General features: G+C 59.3%; 27 protein-coding genes, 1 tRNA gene and 1 pseudogene. 15 read left to right on the top strand and 14 right to left on the bottom strand.

From position 1 onward, the window contains the following. Window positions 1–5: 5 nt before the first annotated feature. Window positions 6–1559, bottom strand: a complete 1554-nt coding sequence (locus tag AC6I9R_RS21240; RefSeq protein WP_461429273.1) for an EAL domain-containing protein — start codon at window positions 1557–1559, stop codon at window positions 6–8. A gap of 149 nt (window positions 1560–1708) precedes the next feature. On the opposite strand from AC6I9R_RS21240, the gene AC6I9R_RS21235 reads away from it, so the two are divergent. Further along, entirely contained in the window at window positions 1709–2236 is a 528-nt protein-coding gene (locus tag AC6I9R_RS21235) for a DUF3833 domain-containing protein (protein ID WP_461429274.1), read from the top strand. Between the two features lie 7 nt (window positions 2237–2243). Here the strand turns inward: AC6I9R_RS21235 and yidD are convergent, their stop codons facing one another. The 4 genes from yidD to AC6I9R_RS21215 form a co-directional block, all read right to left on the bottom strand. After that, window positions 2244–2465: a membrane protein insertion efficiency factor YidD gene (gene yidD / locus AC6I9R_RS21230; protein WP_461429328.1), complete on the bottom strand. Its 222-nt coding sequence runs from the start codon at window positions 2463–2465 to the stop codon at window positions 2244–2246. 8 nt (window positions 2466–2473) lie between these two features. After that, window positions 2474–2872 (bottom strand): ribonuclease P protein component, encoded by a 399-nt coding sequence (gene rnpA / locus AC6I9R_RS21225; protein ID WP_461429275.1) that lies wholly within the window; start codon window positions 2870–2872, stop codon window positions 2474–2476. Window positions 2873–2883: 11 nt separating this feature from the next. Further along, window positions 2884–3021: a 50S ribosomal protein L34 gene (rpmH, locus tag AC6I9R_RS21220; protein WP_011453767.1), complete on the bottom strand. Its 138-nt coding sequence runs from the start codon at window positions 3019–3021 to the stop codon at window positions 2884–2886. Between the two features lie 121 nt (window positions 3022–3142). Next, window positions 3143–3646: a 2-thiouracil desulfurase family protein gene (locus tag AC6I9R_RS21215; protein WP_461429276.1), complete on the bottom strand. Its 504-nt coding sequence runs from the start codon at window positions 3644–3646 to the stop codon at window positions 3143–3145. A gap of 175 nt (window positions 3647–3821) precedes the next feature. Here AC6I9R_RS21215 and AC6I9R_RS21210 point away from each other — a divergent pair, with 175 nt between their 5' ends. The 9 genes from AC6I9R_RS21210 to AC6I9R_RS21170 all read left to right on the top strand — a co-directional run bounded on the left by AC6I9R_RS21210 (window position 3822) and on the right by AC6I9R_RS21170 (window position 11801). Continuing rightward, window positions 3822–4556 (top strand): TVP38/TMEM64 family protein, encoded by a 735-nt coding sequence (locus tag AC6I9R_RS21210; RefSeq protein ID WP_461429277.1) that lies wholly within the window; start codon window positions 3822–3824, stop codon window positions 4554–4556. Between the two features lie 3 nt (window positions 4557–4559). Then, window positions 4560–5978 (top strand): dihydrolipoyl dehydrogenase family protein, encoded by a 1419-nt coding sequence (locus AC6I9R_RS21205; RefSeq protein ID WP_461429278.1) that lies wholly within the window; start codon window positions 4560–4562, stop codon window positions 5976–5978. A gap of 39 nt (window positions 5979–6017) precedes the next feature. Further along, a complete protein-coding gene (locus AC6I9R_RS21200) occupies window positions 6018–7403 on the top strand; it encodes a sensor histidine kinase (RefSeq protein ID WP_461429279.1) in 1386 nt (461 codons plus the stop codon). A 46-nt stretch (window positions 7404–7449) separates the two neighbouring features. Next, window positions 7450–7526: transfer RNA gene (locus tag AC6I9R_RS21195), tRNA-Arg, on the top strand. A 137-nt stretch (window positions 7527–7663) separates the two neighbouring features. Next, window positions 7664–8872, top strand: coding sequence for a tyrosine-type recombinase/integrase (locus AC6I9R_RS21190; protein ID WP_461429280.1), 1209 nt, complete (start codon window positions 7664–7666; stop codon window positions 8870–8872). Beyond that, on the top strand, window positions 8872–9828 hold the full coding sequence (locus AC6I9R_RS21185) for a hypothetical protein (RefSeq protein ID WP_461429281.1): 957 nt from the start codon (window positions 8872–8874) through the stop codon (window positions 9826–9828). Before AC6I9R_RS21190 ends, AC6I9R_RS21185 begins: the two co-directional genes overlap by 1 nt. Before the next feature lie 212 nt (window positions 9829–10040). Next, window positions 10041–10250, top strand: a complete 210-nt coding sequence (locus tag AC6I9R_RS21180) for a MerR family transcriptional regulator (RefSeq protein WP_461429282.1) — start codon at window positions 10041–10043, stop codon at window positions 10248–10250. Between the two features lie 586 nt (window positions 10251–10836). Further along, window positions 10837–11256 carry a helix-turn-helix domain-containing protein gene (locus AC6I9R_RS21175; protein ID WP_497863042.1) on the top strand — a complete coding sequence of 140 codons (420 nt, stop codon included), beginning with the start codon at window positions 10837–10839 and terminating at the stop codon, window positions 11254–11256. 29 nt (window positions 11257–11285) lie between these two features. Next, the gene (locus tag AC6I9R_RS21170) at window positions 11286–11801 is read left to right on the top strand and encodes a hypothetical protein (protein ID WP_461429284.1); all 516 of its coding nucleotides are present in this window, start codon (window positions 11286–11288) and stop codon (window positions 11799–11801) included. A gap of 347 nt (window positions 11802–12148) precedes the next feature. On the opposite strand, the gene AC6I9R_RS21165 is transcribed toward AC6I9R_RS21170, so the two are convergent. Continuing rightward, window positions 12149–12724, bottom strand: coding sequence for a Crp/Fnr family transcriptional regulator (locus AC6I9R_RS21165; RefSeq protein ID WP_461429285.1), 576 nt, complete (start codon window positions 12722–12724; stop codon window positions 12149–12151). An 80-nt stretch (window positions 12725–12804) separates the two neighbouring features. Here AC6I9R_RS21165 and AC6I9R_RS21160 point away from each other — a divergent pair, with 80 nt between their 5' ends. From AC6I9R_RS21160 to AC6I9R_RS21140, 5 genes are all read left to right on the top strand, one after another. Next, entirely contained in the window at window positions 12805–13350 is a 546-nt protein-coding gene (locus AC6I9R_RS21160; protein ID WP_461429286.1) for a hypothetical protein, read from the top strand. Between the two features lie 191 nt (window positions 13351–13541). After that, window positions 13542–13667 (top strand): hypothetical protein, encoded by a 126-nt coding sequence (locus tag AC6I9R_RS21155; RefSeq protein WP_461429287.1) that lies wholly within the window; start codon window positions 13542–13544, stop codon window positions 13665–13667. A gap of 36 nt (window positions 13668–13703) precedes the next feature. Next, a complete protein-coding gene (locus AC6I9R_RS21150) occupies window positions 13704–14531 on the top strand; it encodes an alpha/beta fold hydrolase (protein ID WP_461429288.1) in 828 nt (275 codons plus the stop codon). Between the two features lie 342 nt (window positions 14532–14873). Further along, a complete protein-coding gene (locus AC6I9R_RS21145; protein ID WP_461429289.1) occupies window positions 14874–15884 on the top strand; it encodes an AraC family transcriptional regulator in 1011 nt (336 codons plus the stop codon). A 27-nt stretch (window positions 15885–15911) separates the two neighbouring features. Next, a complete protein-coding gene (locus AC6I9R_RS21140) occupies window positions 15912–18122 on the top strand; it encodes a serine hydrolase domain-containing protein (RefSeq protein ID WP_461429290.1) in 2211 nt (736 codons plus the stop codon). A 375-nt stretch (window positions 18123–18497) separates the two neighbouring features. Here the strand turns inward: AC6I9R_RS21140 and AC6I9R_RS21135 are convergent. From AC6I9R_RS21135 to AC6I9R_RS21100, 8 genes and pseudogenes are all read right to left on the bottom strand, one after another. Next, window positions 18498–19130: pseudogene (locus AC6I9R_RS21135) on the bottom strand (tyrosine-type recombinase/integrase). Between the two features lie 532 nt (window positions 19131–19662). Next, a complete protein-coding gene (locus tag AC6I9R_RS21130; protein ID WP_461429291.1) occupies window positions 19663–20730 on the bottom strand; it encodes a serine hydrolase domain-containing protein in 1068 nt (355 codons plus the stop codon). Further along, window positions 20730–21731, bottom strand: coding sequence for an alpha/beta fold hydrolase (locus tag AC6I9R_RS21125; RefSeq protein ID WP_461429292.1), 1002 nt, complete (start codon window positions 21729–21731; stop codon window positions 20730–20732). The genes AC6I9R_RS21130 and AC6I9R_RS21125 overlap by 1 nt, the downstream gene beginning before the upstream one ends. Continuing rightward, the gene (locus AC6I9R_RS21120; RefSeq protein ID WP_461429293.1) at window positions 21728–22762 is read right to left on the bottom strand and encodes a serine hydrolase domain-containing protein; all 1035 of its coding nucleotides are present in this window, start codon (window positions 22760–22762) and stop codon (window positions 21728–21730) included. The genes AC6I9R_RS21125 and AC6I9R_RS21120 overlap by 4 nt, the downstream gene beginning before the upstream one ends. Before the next feature lie 27 nt (window positions 22763–22789). After that, window positions 22790–23470 (bottom strand): hypothetical protein, encoded by a 681-nt coding sequence (locus AC6I9R_RS21115; RefSeq protein WP_461429294.1) that lies wholly within the window; start codon window positions 23468–23470, stop codon window positions 22790–22792. Next, window positions 23467–24360, bottom strand: a complete 894-nt coding sequence (locus tag AC6I9R_RS21110; RefSeq protein ID WP_461429295.1) for an SDR family oxidoreductase — start codon at window positions 24358–24360, stop codon at window positions 23467–23469. The genes AC6I9R_RS21115 and AC6I9R_RS21110 overlap by 4 nt, the downstream gene beginning before the upstream one ends. 10 nt (window positions 24361–24370) lie before the next feature. Beyond that, on the bottom strand, window positions 24371–24727 hold the full coding sequence (locus AC6I9R_RS21105) for a glycine zipper family protein (protein WP_461429296.1): 357 nt from the start codon (window positions 24725–24727) through the stop codon (window positions 24371–24373). A 107-nt stretch (window positions 24728–24834) separates the two neighbouring features. Next, entirely contained in the window at window positions 24835–25860 is a 1026-nt protein-coding gene (locus tag AC6I9R_RS21100; protein ID WP_461429297.1) for an AraC family transcriptional regulator, read from the bottom strand. Window positions 25861–26465 lie beyond the last annotated feature (605 nt).

The raw sequence follows: 26465 nt of genomic DNA, 5'->3' as shown, positions 1-26465 counted from the left end.
ACGCTCTACGCGCGGCGGTCATCCAAGCGAATGGTCTTGCCGGCAGCGCCATGGGCGCGGGCCCAGTCCGGCACGTTGTTCAGGCCCATGGGGTGCGCCACGCCAAAGCCTTGCAGGTAGTCGCACCCGAGCGCTGCCATCGCTTCTTTCTCGTTCGAGGTTTCGACCCCATTCGCCAGCGTCTCGATCCCCAGGGCTTTGGCCATGGCGATGATCGCGGAGACGGTTTGGCGTTTGCTGTGATCGACGTCGACATCGAGGACAAAGCTTTGGTCAATTTTCACGCGGGTCACGCCCAACTTCTGCAACATCGGCAAGGAGGCCGCGCCGAGGCCGAAGCCTTCCAGATCCAACCGATGGCCCGCATCCCGCATCGCCTGCAGGGTGGCCACAATCGCATCGTCCTCCACCTGAGTGGCGACGTCTTCGAGGATCTCGACCACGACGCGGTCCGGGGCCAAACCGTAGCGCGCCACTTCACCGGCCAGACTTGCGGCAAGGCCGGTATCGCGCAGCTCTATGGCTGAAAAATTGATGGAGATCAGAGGGATATGCGCATTCACGGCATCCCAGTCCAGAAGCGCTTTCAGCGCCTGGTGCAAGATGGTCTGCCCCAGCAACGGCATGTGGCCCGAGGCCTGAACGGCGGGAAAGAACTCTTTCGGGCCCAGCAGCCCGTGCTTGGGGTGCTGCCAACGGGCGAGCGTTTCCATCCCCGTCACTGCGCCGGTACGGGCATGGATCTGGGGTTGGAACCAGGCGGTGATGGCACCGTCGTGGATGGCGGCCTCCACCTCTTCGCTGAGGCTCGATTGCAGCGCCCGCGCGCGGCCCATGCCAGGCGCGTAGGCCCGGATCGCGCTGGGGCCGTTCAACACGGCTTCGGCCAGGGCGGCTTCGGCGGCCTTGAAGGTGGCGTCGGCGGGATCAACGCCCTGCTGGATCATCGCGGCATGACCAATGGACGCCGTCAGCCGCAGAGCCGTCCCGCGCATCGGCAACGGGTCAGTGATGGTGCCCGCCAGGCGCGCCGCAATCGTGTCGCGCAGCCCCAGGCGCGCGGACGCCAGCGGTGACAGGACGATGCCAAACCGGGCATCTCCCAAGCGGGTCAGCAAATCCCCATTGCGCAGCGCCGCTTGTAGCCGTTCTTCGATGCGGCCCGCCAGATCTTCACATGTATCGTGCCCCCAGCGGTCGTGCAGGACGGACCAATCGTCGATCTGCACCAGGATGCAGGCGGTATCGCGGCCCGCCAGATCCGAGACCCGGTCCAGCATCGCGACCAGTGCCCCCCGTCCGCTTGTGACGGCGGTTTGAGCGTTTGCGCCGTGAGGACCGGCGCGGGCACTGAGTCCGCCAATCGCCAGAAGCGTGGAAAGACCAACCGCAGTGACAAGCGCGAGGTTGTCGAAGCCGAACCAGGTGGCACTGAGCGCGATCAAGGGAAAAAGCGCCAGGACTTCAACCCGGCTGAGGGCCAGGCGGATGCGCTGTGCGACCCTGTGAAGTGTGCCCCGGGACGTCTCCGGTGCGCCATTTGCCCTGATGTCTGCCATGTCGCCCTTCAACTCCGTTGGTCCATCGGCCCTTGCATTAGGGGTAGCCCAAGGACTCCAAACAGGAGGTTAACTCTACCGCAGTCATCGATCATTGGCCCCAGAACCCAAGGGCTTGCCGGATCGCTGGCCCGCGTTACTTCCCGTGCATGATAAGACGCCTGTTGATCCTTTGCGCGCTGGTCGCCCTTGCAGCATGTGGGCGCCCATCGTTGACGGACCCGACCTTGTCGGGCCGCGATTTGAACCTTGAGGAATTCTTCCACGGAAACCTTTCGGCCTATGGCCAATTCCAGGATGTCTTCGGCGAGGTCCGCCGCCGCTTCGAGGTCGACATTCGCGGCACCTGGGACGGGCAAACCCTTAGGTTAGTTGAGGATTTTCGCTACGACGACGGATCGACCGAGCAGCGCATCTGGAGTTTGCAGCAGACTGGAAACGGCGGCTGGCAGGGTACGGCGCCGGGCGTGATTGGCGTGGCCACGGGCCAGGAGGTGGGCGATACCTTCAACTGGCAGTACACCATCGATCTGCCGTTGCCAGACCGGGATCCACTGCGCGTTACCTTCGATGATTGGATGTGGATGCTGAGCGAGGACCGCGTGCTGAACCGCGCCTACATGAGCCGTCTGGGCGTTCCGATTGGCGAAGTGATCATCACCTTCGAGCGCGACTGATGCGCCCCTAATCCGGCACGTTATCGATGCCCGAGCCGCCCCAGGGGTGGCAGCGGGAGATGCGCCGTGCCGCCAACCATGAGCCCTTGATCGCGCCGTGTTTGCGCAGGGCTTCCATGGCGTAGGTCGAGCATGTGGGCGTGTAGCGGCAGTTGGAGGCGATCATCGGCGAGATCACCAGCCGGTAGAACCGGATCGGCAGCGAGATCAGGAACGCGGCTGGGTTCATCCGGGCGCTCATCGGTGCGCCTTGCGCAAGGCGCGCGATAGATCCGCCTGCATCGCCAGGAAATCATGGGTGGCGGTGGCGTCTTTTCGGCCGATCAGCACATAGTCCCAGCCCGCTTTGCCCTCTGCCGGAAGCACGGCGCGCGCAATCTCTCGCAGGCGGCGCTTGGCGCGGTTACGGGCGACGGCGTTGCCCACTTTCTTGGAGCAGGTGAAGCCCACGCGAATCGCGTCTGGCCCCTCATCCTCCGTGCGCTTGCGGGCTTGCAGCAGGAACGCGGGCGTCGGCACGCGTGCCGCTCGGGCGGCAGCCAGGAAATCAGCCCGTTTGGTCAGCGTCACGAGGGGCCGCGCATCACAAAAAGCCCCCGTCGAGGCTTCGCTCGGCGGAGGCGTTTTCAGTGCCATGGGCAATGCAATCAGGCGCTGAGCGACTTCCGACCGCGGGCGCGGCGGGCGTTCAGGATCTTGCGACCAGCCTTGGTGGCCATACGCGCACGGAACCCGTGGCGGTGCTTGCGCACGAGGTTCGAGGGTTGGAATGTCCGCTTCGACATGGGTCTCGCTCCGTCAATCTTGGCCGGAGGGCGCTGTCACGCGCGCCTCATACGGCGGGAATCTGTCTTGAAGCCTGCGGGATAGGCAAGTGCGACGCCGCTGTCAACAAACGGAGCGTGCTTAGGCCGAGGTATTTTCGGCCTCTTCCAAGGCGCGCGCCAGATCGCGCAGTTGCGAGGGGGCATAGACGGCGACGCCTGCGGCACGCAGGCGGGCCGCGACCACGCCCTGACCCTCATGGCGCTGGCCGTCGAAATTGCCGGAATGCACGTAGGTCGACCCGCACGACGGGCTGCCATCTGCCAGAAGGGCAAAGCGGCACCGGTGCGATTGCGCCAGCTCCAGCGCCAGATCCGCGCCGGTCGTGAATTCGTGGGTCATGTCGAGACCGTCTTTATCAAAGATGCCCGCGCGCCCGTTCAGCACGGCCTCGGCGGTGGCGCCCGGCGCAATCTCGGCCGGGGGGCGGGGCGAGGGTAGGCCGGCGGCCATTTCCGGGCAAAGCGCCAGCAAACGCCCCTCGGCCCGCCAGGTGGCCAGAAGCTGGTCTTCCAGGGTCTTGGCCTGGCCGTCGTAGCGCACCCGGGCGCCCATCAAACAGGCGCTGACAAAGATCTTTTCCATGGCAAGACAGCCCGTATCTGAAACACTTTGACCTGCGATTGTTACGGAACACCGCCCGCTGGGTCACGAAAACCCTTACTTGCGTCACGCCCTATCAAGCAACCGTGAGGAGGGATATCCCCTGTCGCCAAGATGACGCAATTAGGGTCCAACTCAAGGACAAGGGACCTAAATCATGTCGGACAGCGTGAACCAGCCACAGAACGCCCAGATCACCCGCTACCTTCCGCTGATCGCCGTCATCCTCGGCGCGGCGGTCGGCTGGTGGCTGTTTCGCGACTACCTCAGCTTCCAGGCGCTGGCCGATAACCGTGAGGCGCTGATCGCCTTTCGCGACGCCAATTACGTGTTGACCGCCGCCTTGTTCGTGCTGGCCTACGCCTTGATCGTGGCGTTCTCCTTGCCCGGCGCAACCATCGCGACGCTGACGGGCGGGTTCCTCTTTGCCACGTTCCCCGGTGCCTTCTTCAACGTCTTTGGCGCAACGATGGGGGCCACGGCGATCTTCCTTGCGGCCCAAACCAGCTTCGGCGCGAAGTTGGGCGCGAAACTGGAAGGCTCGGAAGGCGTCACCAAGAAGTTCAAGGACGCGATTGACGAGAATCAGTGGTCCGCCCTGTTCCTTTTGCGCCTTGTCCCCGCCGTCCCGTTCTTCATCGCCAACCTCTTGCCCGCCTTCTTCGAGGTGCCTCTGCGCCGCTACGTGATCTCGACCTTCCTGGGCATCCTGCCCGGCGCCGTGGTCTATACCTCGGTGGGCGCGGGACTGGGCGAGGTCTTTGCCCGGGGCGAGACCCCGAACCTTGGCATCATCTTTGAGCCGCAGATCCTGTTGCCTATCCTGGGCCTCTGTGCGCTGGCAACGCTGCCGATCATCCTCAAGGCCGTGCGCGGCAAGAAAGGCCTCTGAACCATGGCTACGATCGAGACTGATATCTGCGTCATCGGCGCGGGCTCTGGCGGCTTGTCCGTTGCGGCGGGTGCGTCGCAGATGGGGGCGAAGGTTGTCCTTCTGGAAGGCCACCTGATGGGCGGCGATTGCCTGAACTTCGGCTGTGTGCCCTCTAAGGCGCTGCTGGCCGCTGGTCACAAGGCCCATGAAACGTCCGAGGCCGCCTTTGGTGTGGCCGGTCACGCGCCCGCACCGGACTATGCCGCCGCAAAGGACCATGTGCGCGCCGTCATCGACGAAATCGCCCCGGTCGATTCGCAGGAACGGTTCGAGGGCTTCGGCGTCCACGTCATCCGCGAGTTCGGCAAGTTCATCTCGCACCACGAAGTGCAGGCAGGCGAGCATACGATCAAGGCGCGCCGCTTCGTGATCGCCACGGGCTCGCGCCCCTTTGTGCCGCCGATCCCCGGCCTCGATAGTGTGCCGCACCACACTAACGAGACGATCTTTGACCTGCGCGAGCGGCCCGACCATCTGATCATCATCGGCGGTGGTCCCATCGGCATGGAAATGGCGCAGGCGCATCGGCGTCTGGGTAGCCAGGTGACCGTGCTGGAAGGCGCAAAGGCGATGGGCAAGGATGACCCGGAGGCCGCCGCGCTGGTGCTGGGTAAACTTCGTGCCGAGGGCATCGAGATTGTCGAGGGCGCGCTTGCCTCCCAGATCAGCGGCACGGACGGCGCGATCACGGTCGAGACGAAGGATGGCGCGCGCTACGAAGGTTCTCACCTTCTGGTGGCGGTTGGTCGACAAGTGAACGTGGACAAGCTGGATCTGCACAAGGCGGGCGTCGCGTTTGAACGCGGCGGCGTCACGGTGGGGCCGGACCTACGCTCCACCAATGCGCGGATCTATGCAGTTGGCGATGCCGCCGGTGGCGCGCAATTCACCCATGTCGCGGGCTACCATGCGGGCGTGATCATCCGCCCGATGCTGTTCGGCCTGCCTGCGAAGGCGCGCACCGATCACATCCCCTGGGCGACGTATACCTCGCCCGAACTGGCGCAAGTCGGCCTGACGGAGGACGAGGCGAAGAAAGAGCACGGCGATAAGGTTTTCATCGCCCGCGCCGAGTTCGAGCACAACGACCGGGGCATCGCCACAGGTCAGACCCAGGGCTTCGTCAAGGTCATGGTCGTGAAGGGAAAACCCGTGGGCGCCACCATCGTTGGCCCCCAGGCCGGAGAGTTGATTGGCATTTGGTCGCTGGCCATTGCAAACAAGCTGAAGATGAGTGCCGTTGCCAACATGATCGCCCCCTATCCGACCCTGGGGGAAATCAACAAACGCGCGGCATCGGCCTATTTCACACCCAAGCTGTTCGACAGCCCGATGGTGAAGAAGGTCGTCGGGTTTGTGCAAAAGTTTGGTAGGCTCTAAAAGGGGTTATCGGCCTGCACGCGCAAGAGGGAGCCCTTCGTGGCAAACACACTATCCGGGCGATTCCTGATCCTGACCGTCATCTTCGTGATGCTGGCCGAGGTCTTCATTTTCGTCCCCTCCATCGCGCGGTTCCGGGAGGAATACCTGCTGGCCCGGCTGGAACGGGCCCAGATCGCCTCGCTGGCCCTGCTGGCGACGGACGGGATGATCGACGACGATTTGGAGTATGAACTGCTGGAAAACGCAGAGGTCCTCAACGTCGTGTTGCGTCGCGATGCGGTGCGGCAGTTGATCCTGTCCACCGATGGGATGGAGCCGATCTCGGGCTCTTACGACCTGCGCGATGCGCCCGCGTGGGAGCTGATCCGCGACGCCTCCATTCGGATATTCGAGACCGAAGATCAGAACATCCGTGTCATTGGCGAGCCGGTGCGGGAGGCAGGTCTGCTGATCGAAATCACCATGGCGACAGCGCCGTTGCGGATGGCGATGATCGATTATGGAATGCGGGTTCTGGCGCTGTCTGCGGTGATCTCCATCTTCACGGCGATCTTGCTGTTTGTGGCCGTGCGGATGCTGATGGTGAACCCGATCAAACGCGTCGTAGGGTCGATGATGACCTATGCCGAGGCGCCCGAGGATGCGAACCGCATCATCCAGCCGAGAGGGTCGGTGCGCGAATTGCGCGACGCTGAAGATGCCCTGCACGCCATGCAAACCCAGCTGACGTCGCTGTTGCGACAGCGCGAGCGTTTGGCGCAGTTGGGCGAGGCCGTGGCCAAGATCAGCCACGACCTGCGCAACATGCTGTCGGTCGCCACGCTGGTCGCCGACCGGCTGGAAACGGTGCAGGACCCCACCGTGAAGCGCATCGCGCCCAAGCTGATCAACTCGCTGTCGCGCGCCATCAACCTGACCGAGGCCACGCTGGCCTTCGGCCGCGCCGAGGAGCCCGCGCCCAAGCTGGACCGTGTGGCGCTGGAGCCCCTGGTGGATGACGTTCTGGACAACGACAACCTGGCCCAGGGCGACGGCGAGGTCAGCTACGATGCCGATATCGCACCCGGCATGGTCGTGCGCGCCGACCCCGAGCAATTGCACCGCGTACTGTCCAACCTGGTGCGCAACGCGCGCCAGGCGATCACCGCGACCAACATGCCCGGAGAGGTCACAATTCGCGGCGGCGAGCATGAAGGCGGGTGGTGCATCGAAGTCATCGACACCGGCCCAGGCCTGCCCGCGGGCGCGCAAGAGGGGTTGTTCAAACCGTTCTCCTCCACCGACAAGGTCGGCGGCACGGGCCTGGGCCTGGCGATCTGCGCCGAGATCCTCCGCGGTCACGGTGGCCAGTTGAAGCTGCTGAGCACCGGACCCGAGGGCACGACCTTCGCCCTGTTCCTCCCCGGCGGCATGGCAGCTTGATTGCCCCTTGCACTGGCGAAGTGGCGGGGTTACATGCTCCCCACGCGGATTGGTAGCTCAGCTGGATAGAGTACTTGACTACGAATCAAGGGGTCGGGGGTTCGAATCCTCCCCAGTCCGCCACTTACACTTTTCATGACACCGTTGCAGATCGCTTTGGGCTTTTTTGGGGGCTGATTTACAAGGGTTTATCCCCTGCACCTGATTTTGCTGGGTTTCACTCGATTGCACCCGTATACTATCTTTGTGTGGTATGGAGTGTGGTATTCGTGGCGGCGCTGAACGGCAAACTTACCAAGAAGCTGGTGGAGAACCTGGGTCCGGGCCGTCATGGCGATGGTGCTGGGCTTTATCTTGTCGTCGATCCCTCAGGCGCGCGGCGGTGGATTGTTCGTGTGACCGTCAAGGGACAGCGCAATAGCAAGGGTGCGCCGCTTCGCACGGATTTCGGGCTGGGCGGCGCTGACATCGTCACCTTGAACCAAGCGCGAGAACGGGCGTTGGAATATCGGCGGATGGCTAAGACGGGCCTGAATCCGCGCTACAATGCCAAGCGCGATATCCCGACGTTTGAGGAATTTAGCCAGCAAGTCCACATCGACCGTCTGCCCACATGGAAAAACGCCAAGCACGGACAGCAATGGCTGCACACCTTGCGCGACTATGCCTTTCCCAAAATTGGCCGGATGCCCGTGGATAGCATTGGCGAGCCTGAGGTGATGATGTGCCTCTCGCCTATCTGGACGGACAAACACGAAACCGCCAAGCGCCTCGCTCAGCGGATGAAGGTGGTTTTGGACGTGGCTAAGTCGAAAGGGTTTCGATCTGGCGAGAACCCCGTGACCGCCGTGAAAGAGGCGGGGGTTCTGCCCAAGGTGAAAGCGAAGGTGGACCACCATGACGCAATGCCGTGGGGCGATGTGCCTGCCTTCTACGCGGAGCTTGCGGAGCGGAGCGCAATGGCCGCGAGGGCGTTGCAGTTCACCATCCTAACCGCTGCCCGCACGTCTGAGGTGTTGGAGATGCGATGGCCGGAGGTCGATTTCGACGCGCGCCTATGGACCGTGCCAGCGGAGCGGATGAAGGGCGGCAAGGCGCACCGGGTTCCGCTCACAGACGAGATGCTGACAATTCTTGAGCCGCTCAAGGCGATGGCGTCTGACTATGTGTTTGAGGGGCAGAAGCGGCACAGGCCGTTGTCCAACATGTCGATGCTGATGCTCTTGCGCCGCATGGGGCGCGATGGGTTCACCGTCCACGGGTTCCGTAGCTCTTTCCGCGATTGGGCCTCCGAGGAGGCAGGCGCGCCGCGTGAGGTCGCGGAGGCCGCGTTGGCGCACCAAGTCGGGTCCGATGTGGAGCGCGCCTATGCGCGGTCGGATTTGTTGGAGCGGCGGGGAGAGCTTGCCAGATTGTGGTGTGGTTGGGTCGAACCCAATATCCACTCTAAGATTGACGGAGAGGGCTAATGACGAGTGGATTTTCTGGATTGGACTACTGGCGGCTATCGGACGAGTTAACGCTTGTCGATGCTACTTTTTTGGCTATCGGGTTGGAGCCGGGGGACTTTGAACTTGTCTCACCTCACAGCCCTCACCTCAGTGAGATTAGGGTTGTGACTGGTTTCCACAAGGACGACATTGACCGGTATGAGAACGAAGACCGAGAGTTTCTTCTGGTCCCGGGGGATTTTCGTGCAGTCTTCAAAGCGCTCAGGCAAGCAGTCATTTCGAACAAGCTGCGGGCTCGAATTGTCAACTGGGCTAGAAAGCCGGAAAGAAAGCACTTTGCTGGTGATAGCTTCATCATACCTGCCTTGGGAGATGAAGATGAGCGCAACTATGGGTTCGCTCTGTCGCGCGGTATCCCAACCGTTTTTAGCAATGCTGATAGTATTCTCACGACTGGCCCGCTGGATGAACGCACGCTGTATATCCTGAAAGAACCAGACTGGATGCGCACGACAATCGAACTCGATGACCTAAAGTCATGGTTTAAGAGCCGTAACTTTTTTCCGCCGTTTTTTTTCCCCGACGGAGCCGCAGACGGATTTCGCGACGTCTCCCACCCGAGATATTCTCCAAAGCTCTCTGCCGCCGTCGCTGCTTGGGAGGCCGTTAAAAGGCCAGCCCCCAAAAAAAGTCCGAAGCAATCACTTATAGATTGGATTGTGAGCAACGGGGTTGCCCATGGTCTCGGCAACGAAAGGCAAGTTGTTAGTCCGACTGTGGCCGATGAAGTCGCCAAGATTGCAAATTGGCAAACCGCTGGCGGCGCAACGCCAACCCATAGTGGTTTAGAAGAACCTGACCTAAGTTCTGACGAGCCAATACAGAACTTTGAACAAGTCGCTGGACCGGACAAGAGTGGCGGCTTTGGGAGCGGTCTCGATATCGATGATGATGGCTCCGAAATCCCCTTCTAGGAATAGCTAAGGCGCAACTTGGGGTAGGTGCTAGGCCATTGAAATTGTGAGAGATAACTCTCTGCCTGTAATTTTTGCGACTCAAGAGCGCCATATGCGTTGGTCCTATGCGCGCGTCCAACGGGTTAGTTTTCGAAACTTGCCTATCTATCGCAGTGCGCACAAACCAATCAAATCTCGCCTATCTGAAACCATCCCAAGGGATATGACCGATGGCGAAAATCTATGACGACGACCGTATCTACTTTCCAGAAGACCCTGAGCTTCGCGTTCTAGGCGACCGCGAAAAGCTCGCACAATGGCGGCACCGGATGACCGGACCTGCCTTTATCCGTATCGGACGCAGGATTGGCTACCACGGCGCGGATTTGAACGCCTACCTGCAAACCCAGCGTGTCGATCCCAATGGGGAGGCCGCGTAATGAAAACCCCCAACCCTATGTGCGGGGTCGGGGCTTTTCGAGTGACATCATCTGCCACACTGAACAGTTCAGGTGATGCCACATCGGGCCTTCCCCTCGCAACCCACTTTGAGAAACGGTTTCGCTGGTGCGCGCGTAGCAACTCAGTCCAACCGCTTGCCCTTCGCAAACGATGTGTCACCGATGTCTGAAAACTGGCATAGCAAACCGACGCAGGCATTCTGGACCTGTAAAGCGCTCACGGATGGGCGCACCATCACCCACTTGGATGAGATTGGCGAAGTGCGCGGCTGGCGTCTAGGCGCAATCATCCACAACCTGCGCCGGAGGTACGGCTGGCCCATTCAGACGGAATTTAAAGGGCCGGAGCGCGTGGCGCACTATCGCTTGAGTCCAGGATTTGTCTGGCAGGCGCTCAGGTTCCCACCCTCTGCCATTGGCGTCCGTGACGCAATCGGGGCTGCTCAGGGGCGCATGGATGGCACCGCCGATGGGTAGGGCTAGAAACAGCGGAGAGGGGCAGTATGTGCCCCTCCCATACGCCCAGCTAAAGAGCGCGGCTTGGCGTAGCCTCTCGGGGGCGGCGGTGAAGCTCTGGCTTGAGCTGCACACGCGGTTCAATGGCGGGAACAACGGCAAGTTGACCCTGTCCTATGCGGAGGCTGGCGAGGCGTTGGGAATAGGTAAAGCGACGGTCCAGCGGGCCTATTCAGAGTTGATGGAGAAAGGCTTCATCGCACTTGAGAAGGAAGGCGACTGGTATCATCGCCGCGCGCACGAATGGCGATTGACCACGAAACCCGTGCAAAAGGTGAAGGGCAAGCAGTTGGCGACGAACGATTGGCGCTCATACCGGGGCCCCAAAAAAACAGAACGCGGTTCTAGTTCGGAACCGTCGGCAAGTTCCGTGGTTCCATTTGAGAACCCAAGCGGCGCTTCTGGTTCCGAATTGGAACCCGTCAGAGCGATTTCGGGCAAGTCTCACGGTTCTGGATCGGAACACTAATACTAACCACTCCCAAGGAAGGCAGGCAGATGACAGACACAGGCAAACTGATGGAACAAGACGAGGTGCGCGCGTTTCCATTGATCAAGAAGATCAGTGAGCAAGAATTCGACGCAGAAGCGCCTGAGGGTATGAGCATGCCAGCCCTGATGGGCATGAAGACGACCGAGGCGGCCAATGGCGTCTACCTGACAGCTATCGGAGCTTTGGGAACGCAGGCGGAGCGATATGGGTCGATGGCCTCTGCCAACTTCGCAGAGCTTGAGCCGCGCGATGCCGCAGAGGCGATGTTGATCGCGCAGATGACCGCCACGCACGTCGCAATGACAGTATTATCAGAGCGGCTATTTGCACAGGCATCGTATCAGGTGCGCGAGAGTTACGAGCGGTCAATCACGCGCCTGAGCCGGACGTACTTGGCGCAGATGGAGGCGCTCAAGAAATACCGGGCCAAAGCGCAACAGGTGGTCCGTGTGGAGCGTGTGACGGTCGAAGAGGGCGGTCAGGCTATCGTTGGCAATGTGAACGGAGCGGGGGGGCGGTAATGCCGGAAAGCGACGGTAACCCCATAGACCCTACCAAACGCCTCAGAGAGGCGCGGAGGTGCGCTGCTAGGGCGAAGAGCACTGGCAAGAGGTGCCGGAACCCTTCTAAGCAGAATTGGACCGTGTGCCGCTTGCACGGCGCTGGTGGTGGCGCTTCACGTGGGCAGGCGCATCCGAATTATCGGCATGGTTTGAGGACGGTTGAGATGAAGCGTGTTCGGGCGCTTGTCCGTGAACTGGCGCAATCCGCCCAAGACTCGAGATAGTAGACATTGGAAGTCAGCGCAGCGAACGGCAAGTCTGAGCCCATTTTGACGGATGCTGCGCCTTGCACGAATGTCCGCTTGCTACATGTTCTTGTCGCGAGCGCGCAGGCGGCTCAACGTGACGGGTGTGATACCCAAGAACGATGCAATAAGGGAATGGGCAAACTTGGTCTCGTAGCCTGGGAATGCTTCGCGAAACCATTGAAGTCGGTCTGCCCCTCCTAGAGCTGCAAGGCACCATTCTCTTTCCGCCTTTTCCGCCAATGTGTCCCGCATGACCGCGTTCCCCCAATTCCGAATGGGTTGCGCAGAGACCATCAGTTCCGTGAGCAGGTCCGTGTCGATCCTGACAAGGGACGCATCAGTCGTTGCCGCAACGGATACAAGCGACATTCCCTCCCGAGTTCTCGCGATATTCGGTGTGACGACGCAGGGCCCCACATAGAACCCGACGCAGACTTCCTTGCCGTCCTGGTCGCAAATCGTGCTCGTCAGGCACCCGTCCAAGACGATGTACTCGTTCCTTTCGGGTTGTCCCTGCTGGTTCGCATGGGCTCCCTTGCTTAGGCGCATCGGTGTCCAATGAGCTGCAAAGTCCTCCGCGCAAGCGACATTTGCCAGCTCAGGCGACCGCGTCAGAAAAGTTCTCAGGTCCATCTTAGCGGGCCTTATCAAATGATAATGTGGGTGATCGCGTTCTTTGGCATTCGTGGCAGAGGTCAAGGAGGACACAAGTCATGCACAGAACCCTATCACAGCACTACGGAAAGATCGCGATTAGCGCAGCGTTGCTCGCGACATCAGTTTACATCGCAATGGTCGGCGCCACACTCGCGCATCTCGAATTTGTCTCGGGGCAGGTGCCCTTCGACATGCGGCCCTTCGGGTATGGTCCCTCGGATGCCGCGACGCTTCTTGAAGCGTTAGGTGCAGAAGGGCGCCAGTATTATCTCAGCCGCCAGATTCCTCTGGATACGCTCTATCCGGCTTTGCTCGCGCTGACACTGAGCAGCGCCATCTGCTGGTTTGGGCGCCGAATGCCCAACAAAAGACTTGTCCATCTTGGCGTTGCCCTCGCGGTCGGCAGTGCGCTGTTCGACTATATCGAGAACCTTGGGATAGTGGCGATGATCTTTGGTTGGCCAGATGTGTCGAGATCGTTGGTCTACGCCGCCAGCACAGCGACAATCGCCAAATCCGTTATGACAACACTGGCTGTGATGCTCGTACTCGCGGCGGGGATCATCTGGGCTCGCCTGCCCAAAGCTGACGCTGCTGCCTAAACGAGTAGTGCCCGCTTCGCCCCGCATGGAGACTTGGTCAGCCTCGAATGCGGCCACTGGATTCAGCAGGAAATGCCACAAGACACCACGGATGCGCTCCTGGGCTGGTTGGCGACGAACGGAAGAACCCGGAACAGCCTTGGGCAAAACCTTCGCAGCCCAATGGTGTCTTGCAAGACAAAGGAAACACGATGAAACGCTTTGCAATCTACACCCTGTCGGCAGCAACAGTCTTTGTGGTGCTGTTTCTCGCCAACACCATTTTGCGGCCGATCACTTTTTCTCCCACTGTCGATCTTGACCCGGACCTGCCTTAGATCACCCTAGGCGGCTATACCTTTCACTCCGAAACGATGGGCAACCCTGACAACCCCGTCGTGATTGCTCTGCACGGTGGCCCCGGAGGGGACTACCGGAACCTGCTGCCGATCGCGCCACTCTCAGACGACAACTATCTGGTCTTCTACGGTCAACGGATGACCGGTCTTTCATCGCGAGACTTCGATGGCGTTCTCGACCTCGAAAGCTTCTTCACGGACCTCGACCTCTTTGTCGAGCACTTCGGTGCGGGGCGCCCGGTCACGCTGCTCGGCCACAGTTGGGGCGCCATGCTGGCGTCAGAATACGCGAGCCGGTTCCCCGAAAAGGTCGACCGGCTCGTGCTGATCGAACCGGGCCTCATGCGTCCAGACCTCGCACAGCCATACTTCGAGGGGCAATCCGGCCCGGGTTGGAGTGCCTATCCCACGCTGGCGTGGATCTGGCTCAATTCTTGGCGCGTAAATACCGAGGAGGACCCGCTTGCCCGCGAGGACTACATCCTGAGCACCGCTTTCCCCGCCATGCCCGGCGCCGGCGTTCATTGCGGCGATGTCGTTCCCGAGGCTTTCGAAGGGTGGCGCGCCAGCATGAAGACGCTGAATGATACCGTGCTCACCTATGTAAACGATCCAGAACTCCTTCCAGAACTGGACTTCATTTCCGATGCGCACAGGTTCGAAGGTGAGACGCTCTTAATCGGGACGACATGCAACACGGTCTACGGCGCCGTATACCAGGAAAGACATTTGCCCTTTTTTCAGAATGCGCGCCTCGAAGTCATCGAAGATGCCGGGCACTTTGTCTTCTACGATCAACCAGAAGTGACATTGGATGTCATCCGACAGTTCTTTCAGAACTAATTTCTTAGGCGGTCTGACTTGCATCCTTTGCGTCGTGTTGCTGGTCAATGGATGAGGTTGAGTAGGCGATTCCCAACCACAATCAATGCACGGCTGGCCGAAAGCCGCCATTTGGATGGACACAGTGAAGGGTAGCTTTGTCCCGCCAACCAGACCTTCTCGAGAAAGGGAGACCGCGAGAGGATACTCGTTGATGCCGCGAAGGTCTCCTTGGAGACCATACCCACCAAAAGCTACGTTTCTCTCCAATGTAGACTAACAGTCGCAAGCAAGCATGGGTGCGTTCACGTGCAGTCCGCTGATGGCCTCTTTCTTGCGATCGAAAGATGCTAGGGTTGCTACATGAAAGGATCTACAGTCGTTTTTGCTCGCACACTTGCCGAAGCCGCCGGTTATGAACTGTGCGACGATGGCGCGATGCGATTAGGCGGGCAGGTGGTGTATCGCGTGCAGCAAACTGCAGATGGCTTTGTCCCGCATGCCGATTATGTCGCGCTGTTCGATTGGCTCAGTCGCAATGTCGATGACCTGCCAGGCTTGGTCTTCACCTACGGCAAAAGCATCAATCTGGACGCAGTCGGCGCGTTGGGGCTGGCATTCAAGACCGCGCCACGCCTGCGGGACAGCCTGAAGCGGTTCGAACGATACGGCCGCCTTGTAACCAACAGCATGGTCTACCGGTTGATCGAGGATGGCGATGAGGCCATCTTCCAATTCGAGAACGATTTTCCCGAAGGTCCAGCAGCAGCCCTACGCATTGAAGGAGGTGTTGCCGGCTTTCGCATGTGCATGGAGCGTTTCGTAGGACCGTCCCTTGCGTTGCGGGAGGTTTGGTTCCGCCATCCGTGTCGGGGCGAAGCGAAGCGATATGATGATTTTTTTGGTTGTCCCACTCGGTTCGACGCACATCAAGACGCCATAGTTTTTGCGCCGGGAACTTTGGACCTTCCCAATCAACTCGGCGATCCAGCTGTGTCGGATTTCATCATCTCCCATCTTGAAACCGCGTTGGCGGCGTTGGAACCGAAGGACACACTAGAGGCCGAGTTGCACCGGCAGCTCTCGCGCGCGCTCAGCACAGGGGTCCCTCCGGCGGCAGAAGTCGCGCGGCAGCTTGGGATGAGCGAACGCACGTTCTACCGCCGCCTGTCGGCGTCTGGGCTCACATATCAGGGCGTCGTGCAGCAGGTGCAAAAGGGACTGGCGGAAGAACTCTTGTCCCGCAACGATTGTTCGATTGCCGAGGTGGCGTTCCTCACCGGGTTCTCAGAACAAGCAACCTTCAGCCGAGCCTTCAAGCGATGGGTTGGCACTCCACCAGCAATTTTCAGGCGTCAATCACAGGTCGCTTGACCGGGTCGTTCCGCCCCTTTGGCAGACTTGGCCAAGCCGTTGGCAGAGCGGGCCAATACGGCGATGCGTACGTTACCTAAATCCCCCTCCGACACGACCATTGGTCTCGAGGCCTTGGTGAAACCGGAGATAAAACAAATGTCACAGAAATGGATCGCTCACGTCGCCAGAACGCTCAAAGGGCCATCGCGCTGCACAATCCTAGGCACCATTTTTGCCGTTCTCTTTTTGAGCCTCAGCTTGAAGGCTCAGGAGGCTCCACAGGTTCTTGAGCTGCCCGGCGACACAATCGCTCGGCCCGACGCAGAACCGGTTCCGTCGCTCATTGCGGACCCAGACCTGCTTGCAGCATTTGTCGACACGCATTTCGGAGGCCAGTTTGAGGAAGAGAACATCGCGGGCGGCGCGTTTGTTGCGATCCGGGGCGGTGAAGTCCTGTTTTCGCGTGCCTATGGCGTCTCTGACATCGAAACCGGCGTGCCTGTCGCCATCGAAACGTCGATGTTCCACGTGGCCTCGATCTCGAAGACCTTTCTTGGCACCGCTATCATGCGGCTGGTTGATCAGGGCGTTGTGTCGCTTGATGACGAACTTGCCGAAATTGCCCCGTCGCTTGGGCTCGACGCATTCATTCGCTTTCCTGAGCGTCCCGTAACGTTGCGCGATGTTCTGACCCATCGAAGCGGTTTTCGCGACATCCTTATGAACGGGACAGCACCGGACGCTGGGGCGTGGGAGCGCGTCCGGGATGCCATTCCCCGTTACCTGGAACCTCAGGCGGTTCCGGCCGGTACCTACTACTACTATTGCAACATCTGCATCTCGATGGCTGCTGTCGTGATCGAAGATCAAACCGGCTTGGCCTACGAGGACTATCTGCAACAGGAGGTCTTTGATCCGCTCGGCATGGACTTCGCGACGCTCCTCATTCCCGGAAATCCGCGAGCTACTGTGTTCGCCGATCATCTCGTGACGCCTTATTTCTTTGATGACGAAACGGGCGCCTTCGAAGCGCAAGACCTGTTCATACGCAATGTGTACCCGGCGAGCTCCGTTGCGGTCTCCGCCGAAGCAATGGGCAACTACATGGCGATGCATTTGGGCGGAGGCATGTTTGACGGCCAATCTTACCTGACCGAGCCCTCGGCCCATGAGATGCACAGCCACCAAGGCAGCAATCACGAGCTGATCCCCGGCTATAGGATCAGTTTCAAAGAAGGTCAGCGCAACGGTGTGGTCTATTACGGCCATTCCGGGGATTACCGCGGCAATGACTCCACCATGATGTTTCTGCCCGAGTACGACTTTGGCTTCTTCGTGACCTATACCGGCGACAATGACACGTTTTACCGGGAGTTTATCAACCTTCTGTTCGACGAGGCCTTCCCACGCCAAACGGAGGAAGTCGCAGTTCTGGAGCTATCTGCAGATGACCTGAGCGCGTATGCGGGAACCTACACAAACTTCCGCTATGACGAAGCGACTCCCATGCAGGTGGTGTTCCCACTGATGGGCCAATTTGAAGTTGAAGCGCGCGAGGATGGTCGGATTGCGCTATCGTCCCCTTCGTTCTTCTTTTCCGGGGGCACGGCCATCTACGCCCCCGTGAGCGAGACACTGTTTCGCCGGGTCGGTCAGGAAGGCGATGGCGGGATACCCGAACTGCTGGTCGATTATCTGGTGTTCCATGAAGACGAAAACGGAGATTTCAACGCGCTTTCGACCAGCGTGCAGAACCACTCGATCACCCTCACACGCATTCCATTCTGGAAGTCCACGTCGAACTTCATGGTGCTCATGGCCTTTGCGGCCGGAGGCATGCTTCTGATCGTCCTTTCGATGCCTGCAAGCGCGATGTATCGCGCGTTTCGTAAACGCAAAGCGCAGCCAAGCGCCACAAACCCCAATAGCTCCGAATTTCGCAGGCCGCTCGTTCTATCGATCTTTGGGGCTGCCTTGTTCGGTTTGATCTTTTTGGGGGGGTTCTTCTACGTTCTCTTCACGACCCGCCCGATCAATCTCAGCTACGGGTTGGACGATCTCGGGCTGAACCCCTTCTTCATTCTGCCGCTTTTATCGGCGGTGCTCACGGTTAGTGGTGCTGCGTTTCTGCTAAGGGCATGGGCAGCCGAGACAGAGCACCCGATAGCTCGAGTTGCAGGCACTCTTGCTCTACTGCCTCTGATCGCTTGGTGTTTCATAATGTGGAACGGAAATCTGCTGACGTACTATCTTTGACAGTGTGCAAAATCTCGACTGTCCTAGGACAGCACAGAGGTCTAGTGATGGGCCCGGTGCCGTCCTGGGGCGGTAATAGTGGAGCTTTGTTTTTGGAACCATTCACCGTCCAACTCTTCTGCTAGCGTGCCCGCGATTTGAGGGGCCTTGCAAAGTCCTCACCGGCGTCTTGGGTCTTTTTCTGCGAACGAGAAGCTCAGAAAGTGGACCTTCGGACCGGCAAGCAGAATAGCAGCTTTGTCCCGCGTTGCGGTCCTTCAAACCTCAAAATCGCTGCCCCATCGACCAATGTCCCCTTTTGAGAAACTGCACTGCAGCGCTTGGTCCGTCGGCGAAGGTCCGTAGTGTGCCGCCTGTGTATGCGACCCATCTGCCCTAGATTTCAATGGCTTCAGCGATGGCGAGCGCATCCTCAAGGTCGACCCCAAGATATCTGACCGTACTATCCATCTTGGTGTGGCCCAGTAGGAGCTGAACAGCGGGCAGGTTGCCTGTCTTCTTGTAGATCTGCGTCACCTTTGTGCGTCTCATCGAATGCGTGCCAAATGCGCTCACCTCGAGGCCGATCGAAGTTACCCAATCCCGAACGATCCGCGCATATTGTCGGATCGAGATGTGCAGGCGCTCATGAAATCGGCCCGGCCACAGGTATTCGGAACCGACCATGAGTTCGTTTTCCATCCACTTCACGACCGAGGCCCGAGTGCCTTCGGAAATCTCAAAACGCACTGGTTTCTGCGTCTTGCTTTGCAACACCTATGCACGTTCTTTGATCCGGCCAGATGCCATACCGTCGACGACCTTCATCTTAACCAAATCGCAACCACGAAGATTGCTGTCGATTCCCATGTTGAAGAGAGCGAGGTCGCGATGATTTTCGGGCAACTCAAGTCGAACGCGGATCGCCCAAACATGCTTTGGTTTCAGCGGTCGCTTCTGACGGACGATGCGGCCCTTATTCCATGCCGGACGAAGTGCACGAATGGCTGGTAGGTTTGGTGTTTCCATGGCCGATCCTCCGATCCGCCATGCTCTCCACAATGACAACCCGACGTTGACAGGACAAGGATATCATACAATGCCGCGCTGCATCTGAGGTTAGGTATGAGCCCAGAGTGGCGAAGGCTGCTCGTTGGATGGTTGCCGGCTTTCAGCAGCATAAGCCAAATCTGCAAACATCAAGGTGTGGATGACGTCATGTTCGCCCGGACGGACACTGCCAGCGGCAAAGAACACTAATACAAGTCGACGCTATATATCGATCCTCTCAGCCGCCGGTCGTGACTTTCCGGCCGACCGGTATTCGCGCGCAATCGATCCTCTACAGTTACGACGAAGATGGTGCACGCCATGCCGAGGTGGTCTTGAGACGCGCCGCGAGTGGTTTAAGCGCAAAGGAAGTTGTCGAGACGTTAGGGACTGAGACACAACAAGATGCGTCCAGCTCGCCCCTAAACACACCTAAAGGATGAATTTGCGAGACGATGTTCCGCTTTGTCGCTTCCTGCCGCCCTTGAGACGGCTTTCCTAGCGCCCAAAGTCAAACCAACGCCAACAGGTCATGTGCCTTCTGCATGGGATTGGACCAGTTCAGCTTTGTCGCTCCCCAAAGATTGCCGGCGACCCCGTTGTTAGATAAAATTCCAAAGGCAGTTTGCCGCTCGGGAGAGACATACAAGGCGCAAGAAGACCCGGCAGTCCCACCATTGTGAAAGACGTAGCCCGGCGCATGCGAATCCAGTGTCACCTGAAGCCAGCCAGAGCATTGTGCTGTTGGTATCTGGGCTCCTCCTCGTCCCAAGCCGACGATCGGGATGACCGATCGGACAATCGCCCTATCCAGCACGGTCTGAGGTGAGCTCTCCGCACGGATGACAGCCTTTGCAAGACAAGCGAGGTCTTGCGCCGACGAACGCAAGCATCCGGCCGCTGCGAGGCTTTGAAAGATCCAGGGCGAAACGGCTTTGCCGCTTGGTGCCCTTGGTTGCGCGAAGCGGCCTATCTGGGCCTCGCTCAGTCGATCTGTCGTGTCCTTGAGCCCGAGAGGCCCCGTCACTTTGGCGGCAAGAAGGTCGGAAAAAGACTGGCCTTCCATGATGGCCATCGCCTCTCCCAAGAGGCCGACACCAAGGTTGGAATAAAGATGGCGGTGCACGGATGGCGGCGATTGATCGCCCTGCTGTCGACACCACGCAAGCAGATCCGAGCGCGAGAAATCCGCGTACGGCCCATCCCGTGTCTCTCGAAACACGGCTTTCCAAAGCGGCATATAGTAGTTCGGCAGTCCACTGGTATGTGCGGTCAAACGCTCTGGCGTGATCCAGGCGGGTACATCCTTCAAAGCGTCTGACATCTCCCGCACCGGGGCCTTGGGGTCGATCTTGCCTTCTTCGATAAGCCGACAGAGCAGGATCGCCGTGAACACCTTGGTGATCGATGCAATCTCGAAAATCCAATCCTCGTGACGCGCGTCTGAGATCTGCGGACCGGATTGGTAATAGGTCACTTCTCCATCCTGAAGCCAGAATGCGACAACCGCATGGTGCGGGCTCTCGTACGGCCTCATCATGGACCGAATCAGCTTTGTCTGTGCGTCCCGATCTGCCATCACTCTTCGGTCCCGGCCGTTAGGAATGCGCGCATGGTGCTGAGCGACGCCTCAGGATTGTCCCAGATCACATCATGACCGGCTTCGGCGATCACGCTGAGGTCTGCGTTGTGAAAAAAAACCTGGTGCCGCTCTTGCAGCGCCGGGCCGGTCCAACTGTTGCATTCACCAGCCATCAAAAGGACGGGTCCGGCAAACGCGCTTGCACCAGACGTAAAGCGCTCAAAGTCTGCCATCTGTGCAACGCCCCAGGTATCGCTGGATAAGGACCCAAAGCGCCAGCTCGGAGCCGTATATCCATCACCGCAGTGATAAGGATTGTCCGGATGGTTCGTGAAAACACCGACCATATGCCCGATCAGAAAGTCATTTTGTGCTGCTGCGTCCGACCCTTCGACATGCTGGGCCCGAAACCCTGTCACAAGCGCCTCTCGCCAATATGCGGGGCCGGCTAGATACCGTTGGCTTTCTGCCTGCCAAGCCGCAAAGCCAGCCTCATCAAGATAGCCAGGCTCGATGAGAACCGCAGCTTTTGCACCACCGGGGTTCCGGCCGAGGTAGGCGGTTGCCAGCATTGCCCCCCAGGAGTGTCCAATCAGGATTGGAGGCGCGTCAGGCGAAACGGTCTCAGCAATCGCAGACAGTTCCGCGAGATATCCGTCAAGCGTCAGCATTTCTGCCGGAACCCGTTCGGACAGGCCCGCACCACGCTGATCGTAGAAGACAATCGTGAAGTTATCCGACAAACGCGCCAATGCCCCAAGCGAGCGGAAATCGCCACCCGGACCACCATGCAGAACGATGATCACGGGCGCATCCGCCGGCCCGCCATGAACCCGCATGTGCAGTTGGACACCGGCAATTGTTTCAGACGGCAGCGTCGGGTCGTCGGTGACAAGTCGGGCCACCGGGTAGTCGCCGCGTGTTCCGATAAACAGAGACAGAAAGGCGCCGATCAAACAAACGAAAATCAACGCGATCCATTTGAGCCCCCTCTTCATTTCGCACCCTCATGTTTCGCGACCATCGCCAGCGCTTTCAGCATGAAACCGATCGGACGTCGCGGCGCGTCGGTTTGGTTGAAGCTGCCCAAAATATAGATGTCCCTATCGGGCGCATAAAAGGCAAAGGACCCGCTCGCCCCGGAATGGCCGATCAACTCTGGCGTCGTGCGGAATAGCGTCATCCAACGGGGGAGCTTTATCCGCATCAGGCCGTAGCCGTATTGGATCGGAAAAAATAATCGGTTCCACTGACGCATCTGCGCGGCGTTCTCGGGGTTGAACAGCCGCCCGTCCATGAAGGCACGCAGAAAAACCAGCAACTCGTCCAGCGTCGAGATGATACCGCCATCCGACGCCATGCTTGTCAGGATCAAAGGAACGTCCAGCCGCTGGTCTTTGTGGTAGAGTGGCATGCCGATGTCGGTTCCCTGCAACACACCGGTTTGCGTGAGCCCCAGCGGCCCACAGATCCGGTCTTGCAGCGCCTGATCATATGTCTGACCAGTCACAGCCTCGATCACCGCACCAAGAAGCTGGTAGTTGGTGTCGGAGTAATGGGACCTGCCACTTTCGGGCGCAGCCGGTGGCGGCAGGGCCTTTGTCATCCGCAGCACGTCCACTAGATCGTAGCTGCAGTCCTTGCCCTGTTTCAGATCATTGGCAAGATCGCTTTCATAGTAATCCGCCAGACCGGAAGTCTGGTGCAGCAGATGCCGCACCGTCAACGCTGACCCGTAATCGACCCCTTTCACCACGTGTAGTCCTGTAAGGTCTACGACGGGCAAAAGGCTCTGCACGGTTTGGTCCAGTTTGACCTGTCCTTCGTCAACAAGCTGCATGATCAGCGCCGCTGTGTACATCTTGGTGATGCTCGCAATTGGGAACCGCGTGTCGGGCACGGCAGCCCCCGCGCTGCCTTTGAAATCCACCTGACCGTCGCCGGAGACGACCCGCAAGATGATCCCATGGGTGTTTGACTTGCCCGCTTCCCTGTCGATCAGGGCCTGCAAGCTTTGGGAAAGCGTCATCGGGTCTCTCCTTTGAGCCAGTTCCACTTAGTTGGGCTGCTGGGCCGACACCGCCTCGCCCTTGAGAAAAAGTGCGAGGCCGACCGCAATAAACCAGGCAATTGCACCAAGACCGAAAACCGCACCGGCAACTTCGCCCAGCGGCGGTAGAATTGTCAGAAGTCCACCCAAACCGGTGAGCAGGCCAAGCCCGGTGACAATCCTGCCAAACGCACGTTGCAAAAGGCCCGCAAGGCTGACGCAGAAGATCCAGACACCGCCGGCAATTTCATTGCCGCCACCAAGTCCAAGTTCAACCGCGTGCAGGGCTTCCCAAATCCGAACAGCCGCGTCGAAATCCGTCGGCGCCAAGGCCATCACCCGTTCCGTAGCGACGTTTGCGATCATGCCCGCGCCCAGGACCAGTGTGGTCCAGATAAGACCGAAGGCCAGCGAGGTCGTGCCCCATTCCGGCGATATCCGCTTCAACCGGCTTGCCAGTGCAACGACCAGCAACGTCAGCGTTAATGCATTGACGATATAGATAACGGTGTTCCAGGTGATCATAAGCGCCGGATTTTCCACCGTGGCGCTGACTACAGTGGCCGCATCGATTGCGTTTGTGCCGAACCCCATCTCCGCCATCACGCTGACAAGCAGAGCAAAGCCAAAAAGATAAGTGGCCGCACAGGCCAGGGCGGCAACTCCGCCAATACGTTGCATCGTCATGATTTCTTCCTTTCCGTTGGAAGTTTGTGGATGCTCGCCGTGCGCGTCGTGGCGAGGCTGTCTTCAAAATGATCTCTCAGATGCCGCGTGCCATGCTGGTCGCCGACCATGTCCAGGGCCAACGCGCTCAGGAAAAAGCGAGCAGGCCCGCTGACGCGCTGAGGCGTGACGAGCGGCAGAAGGCGCAGCGCGATCCTCCGCAGCATATCCGGCAGGAAGGTCACCCGCGAAGCCTTGCCCAAGCTGGCAAATGCCAGTTCGGCCAAGTCCTTCTGTTCAAAAATGTCAGGCCCGCCTACATCCAGCCAAGCGACACCGTCCTCAATCGCCTCGACTGTCGCCGCAGCCAAATCCGCCCCGTGGATGGGGTTGATCCGTTTGGTTCCGTCGCCAAACAACCAGACCCGCCCGGACCGCGCCATCGAAAGGAAATCGCTCATGTCCGAGAAGTATCCCGAGGGCGCAATGATCGTGCTTTCAACGCCCGCGCGCTGCAACTCCGCCACAAAGGCAGATTTTGCCGCGACCATCGGGACGTGCGCCATCTTGGCCGCACGCAGCACATGAACATAAGCAAACCGGCCGACACCTGCCCGCTCGGCCTCTCGCAGGAGGTTGCGATTGGCCTGATAGTCAACGTCCCAGTAGTCCAACCCATCGGTTTGCCGGGTGATGCCCAGACTGGACACAACCAGATCGATTCCCGCCATGACGCCCGTGATCGAGTCATAGTTGGTCGCCTGCGCTTCGATCAGTTGGTCCGCCGCGATGGGCTTGGCCTGTCCCGAGTTGCGAACAAGCGCGATCACATACCAGCCCCGCTGCTGAAACTCGGCGCACAGAAACCGCCCAAGATAACCGGTTGCCCCTGCAATGAAGACCCGTTTCATGGCCGCGTCCTCACCCAACAACCCGGTGGCCACGGCCGCGCAGGCATTCGATGACAATGGATTGGCGCCGTTCACTGACGTCAACGGCACTCGCGACACCGCCTGCCAACGCTCCGGCGATCGCACCTCCCATGGCGTCACCGCTGTCCACTTCACCCAACGCGGCGCCCGCGCCCGCGCCCAGCACGGTTGCGCCAAGCGTTTCATGTTCGAATTGGTCTTGGGCCAAGGTCTGACATTCGGTCAGGTCGGCCTCGTATTCTGGCGTTGGTGTCCCATCGAGGATGGGCTGGTAGTTCGCACCGCTGTCGGAGCAAGCCGCCACCATGACCAAACCTGCAACGGATAAAGCAAGTTGCGTTTTCATTATCTGACCTTTCTCGTCAAAGTTTCGAGAAAGCACATAGCCGGTCTGTTGCGGTTACAGCATGACCGCAGGTTTCAACGATTTGACACTTCGTAACAACTATGCGGTCAAGCGGCCTGATTGAGGTAGGCCGTCGGGCTCAGACTAGTCCAGCGCTTGAAGGCGCGCACGAATGAAGAGGCTTCAGAAAACCCCAGAAGGTATGCGGTTTCGTTCACGGTGACCTTTTGACCGTCCAAATACTCCATGGCCATTCGCCGGCGCAGATCGTCATGGATTTCCGCGAACGTGATCTCTTCTTCTTTCAGGCGCCGGTAGAGAGTCTGACGGCTCATCGCGAGGTCACTCGCCACCTTATCCATCGAGATCGTGCCTTCGTGCAGTTTCGGCAGGATGTGCGCTTCAATTTGCGCGCGGATGGATGTGTCGGCCTGCAGCTTTGCAAGCATCTCATCCGCATGGCGCGTGAAAATGCCGAAAGCGTACGCGTTTCCTGGCTCGAATTGGGTCTCAGGGCTGTCCCAAACCGGATGGATCTCAAGCGCGTTGCGTTTGGCATTGAACTTCACCGGCACACGGAACAACTCGGGGTATTCGTCCGCGTGGGGTGGCGGCGGATAGGTGACCTCCATCGCAATTTCAAAAGTCGCGCCCGGGAAGGATCGGCGGAATTCACTGATAAACCGCGCAAAGGACACCTCCGACCAGTATGACATCTCTGGCGGCAAGACGAGATGGTCAATAATCCAAAGACCGTCCGCGGTACTTAGCAATTCGTACCGATCGACCCCTCTTGGTAGCTCCACATCGCCCATCAGATGCAGATAGCGGTTGAGTTGCTCAAACGAGTGACGCAGCGAGGACGACGAATGAACGATCTGGCCGACGACCGACATCGTCTCCAGCTTCGAGTCCAGCGCGTGCCGCAGCAACAACGCCGTATCGCCGGTTTGCCTGATCGCAGCGCCGATCATCGTCTGATATCCGGACCTCGGAATGCGGTTGTCCTGGTCTGACAGATCGTCCTCCGTCAGGCCGCTTTCAGCCAACAGAGCTTCGCGACTTGCGCCTTTGTCGCTGGCATAGTCCAAAAATGAAGCGGCAAAGCCGGCCGCCATCGTTTGTTCCGTCATGTGCATCGTCCCAATCCGGCCCTGTGACGTCAGCATAGGCTCTGGTTCCGATTTCGAACAGACGAACGGCGACGCAAGCTACGTCGCTGTTTAATTGGGTCCAATGGATCGGATGCCATGCCGCAAATGGGGCGAACGCGCACCTTGGTTTAGAGCGGTTGGCGGTGGTTCGAACCAACTCTCTGACGACTATCGCGGCAACACAACACATTTGATGCCGCAAATGTAACCCAATGCCGCGTCAGCGAAGGCCAAAGAAACAAAGTCCGCTTTGCCCAACTTGGATTGCCGATAGAGCAGTGGCCGCCGTGGGGCACGAACCAGCCGTTTGCCTCATCTTGGTGAATGACAGGTTTGCCCTAGAGAGCTGACATTGAGGCCACCCCCTGAGTCCCGAATTCGTAATCCGCTTCGCGGTCAGTCGCTACGCTAGCGTACTCCAAAGGCCTTCGGACCGAGAATCTGCTGGTCAAAGGCTAGCGTGAGGCCGGATAGGCGATCTGTTGGTGAGGATACCGCGTGATTTTCGGAGAAGATGTTGGGTCCGACTTGACTTAAACTTACAACGTAAGTATCACTTCGACTCGAAAACTTACAATGTAAGT

This window comes from Gymnodinialimonas sp. (assembly GCF_059726805.1).
Note: the sequence above shows the minus strand (reverse complement) of the source record. Positions and strands in the feature narration are given on the sequence as shown.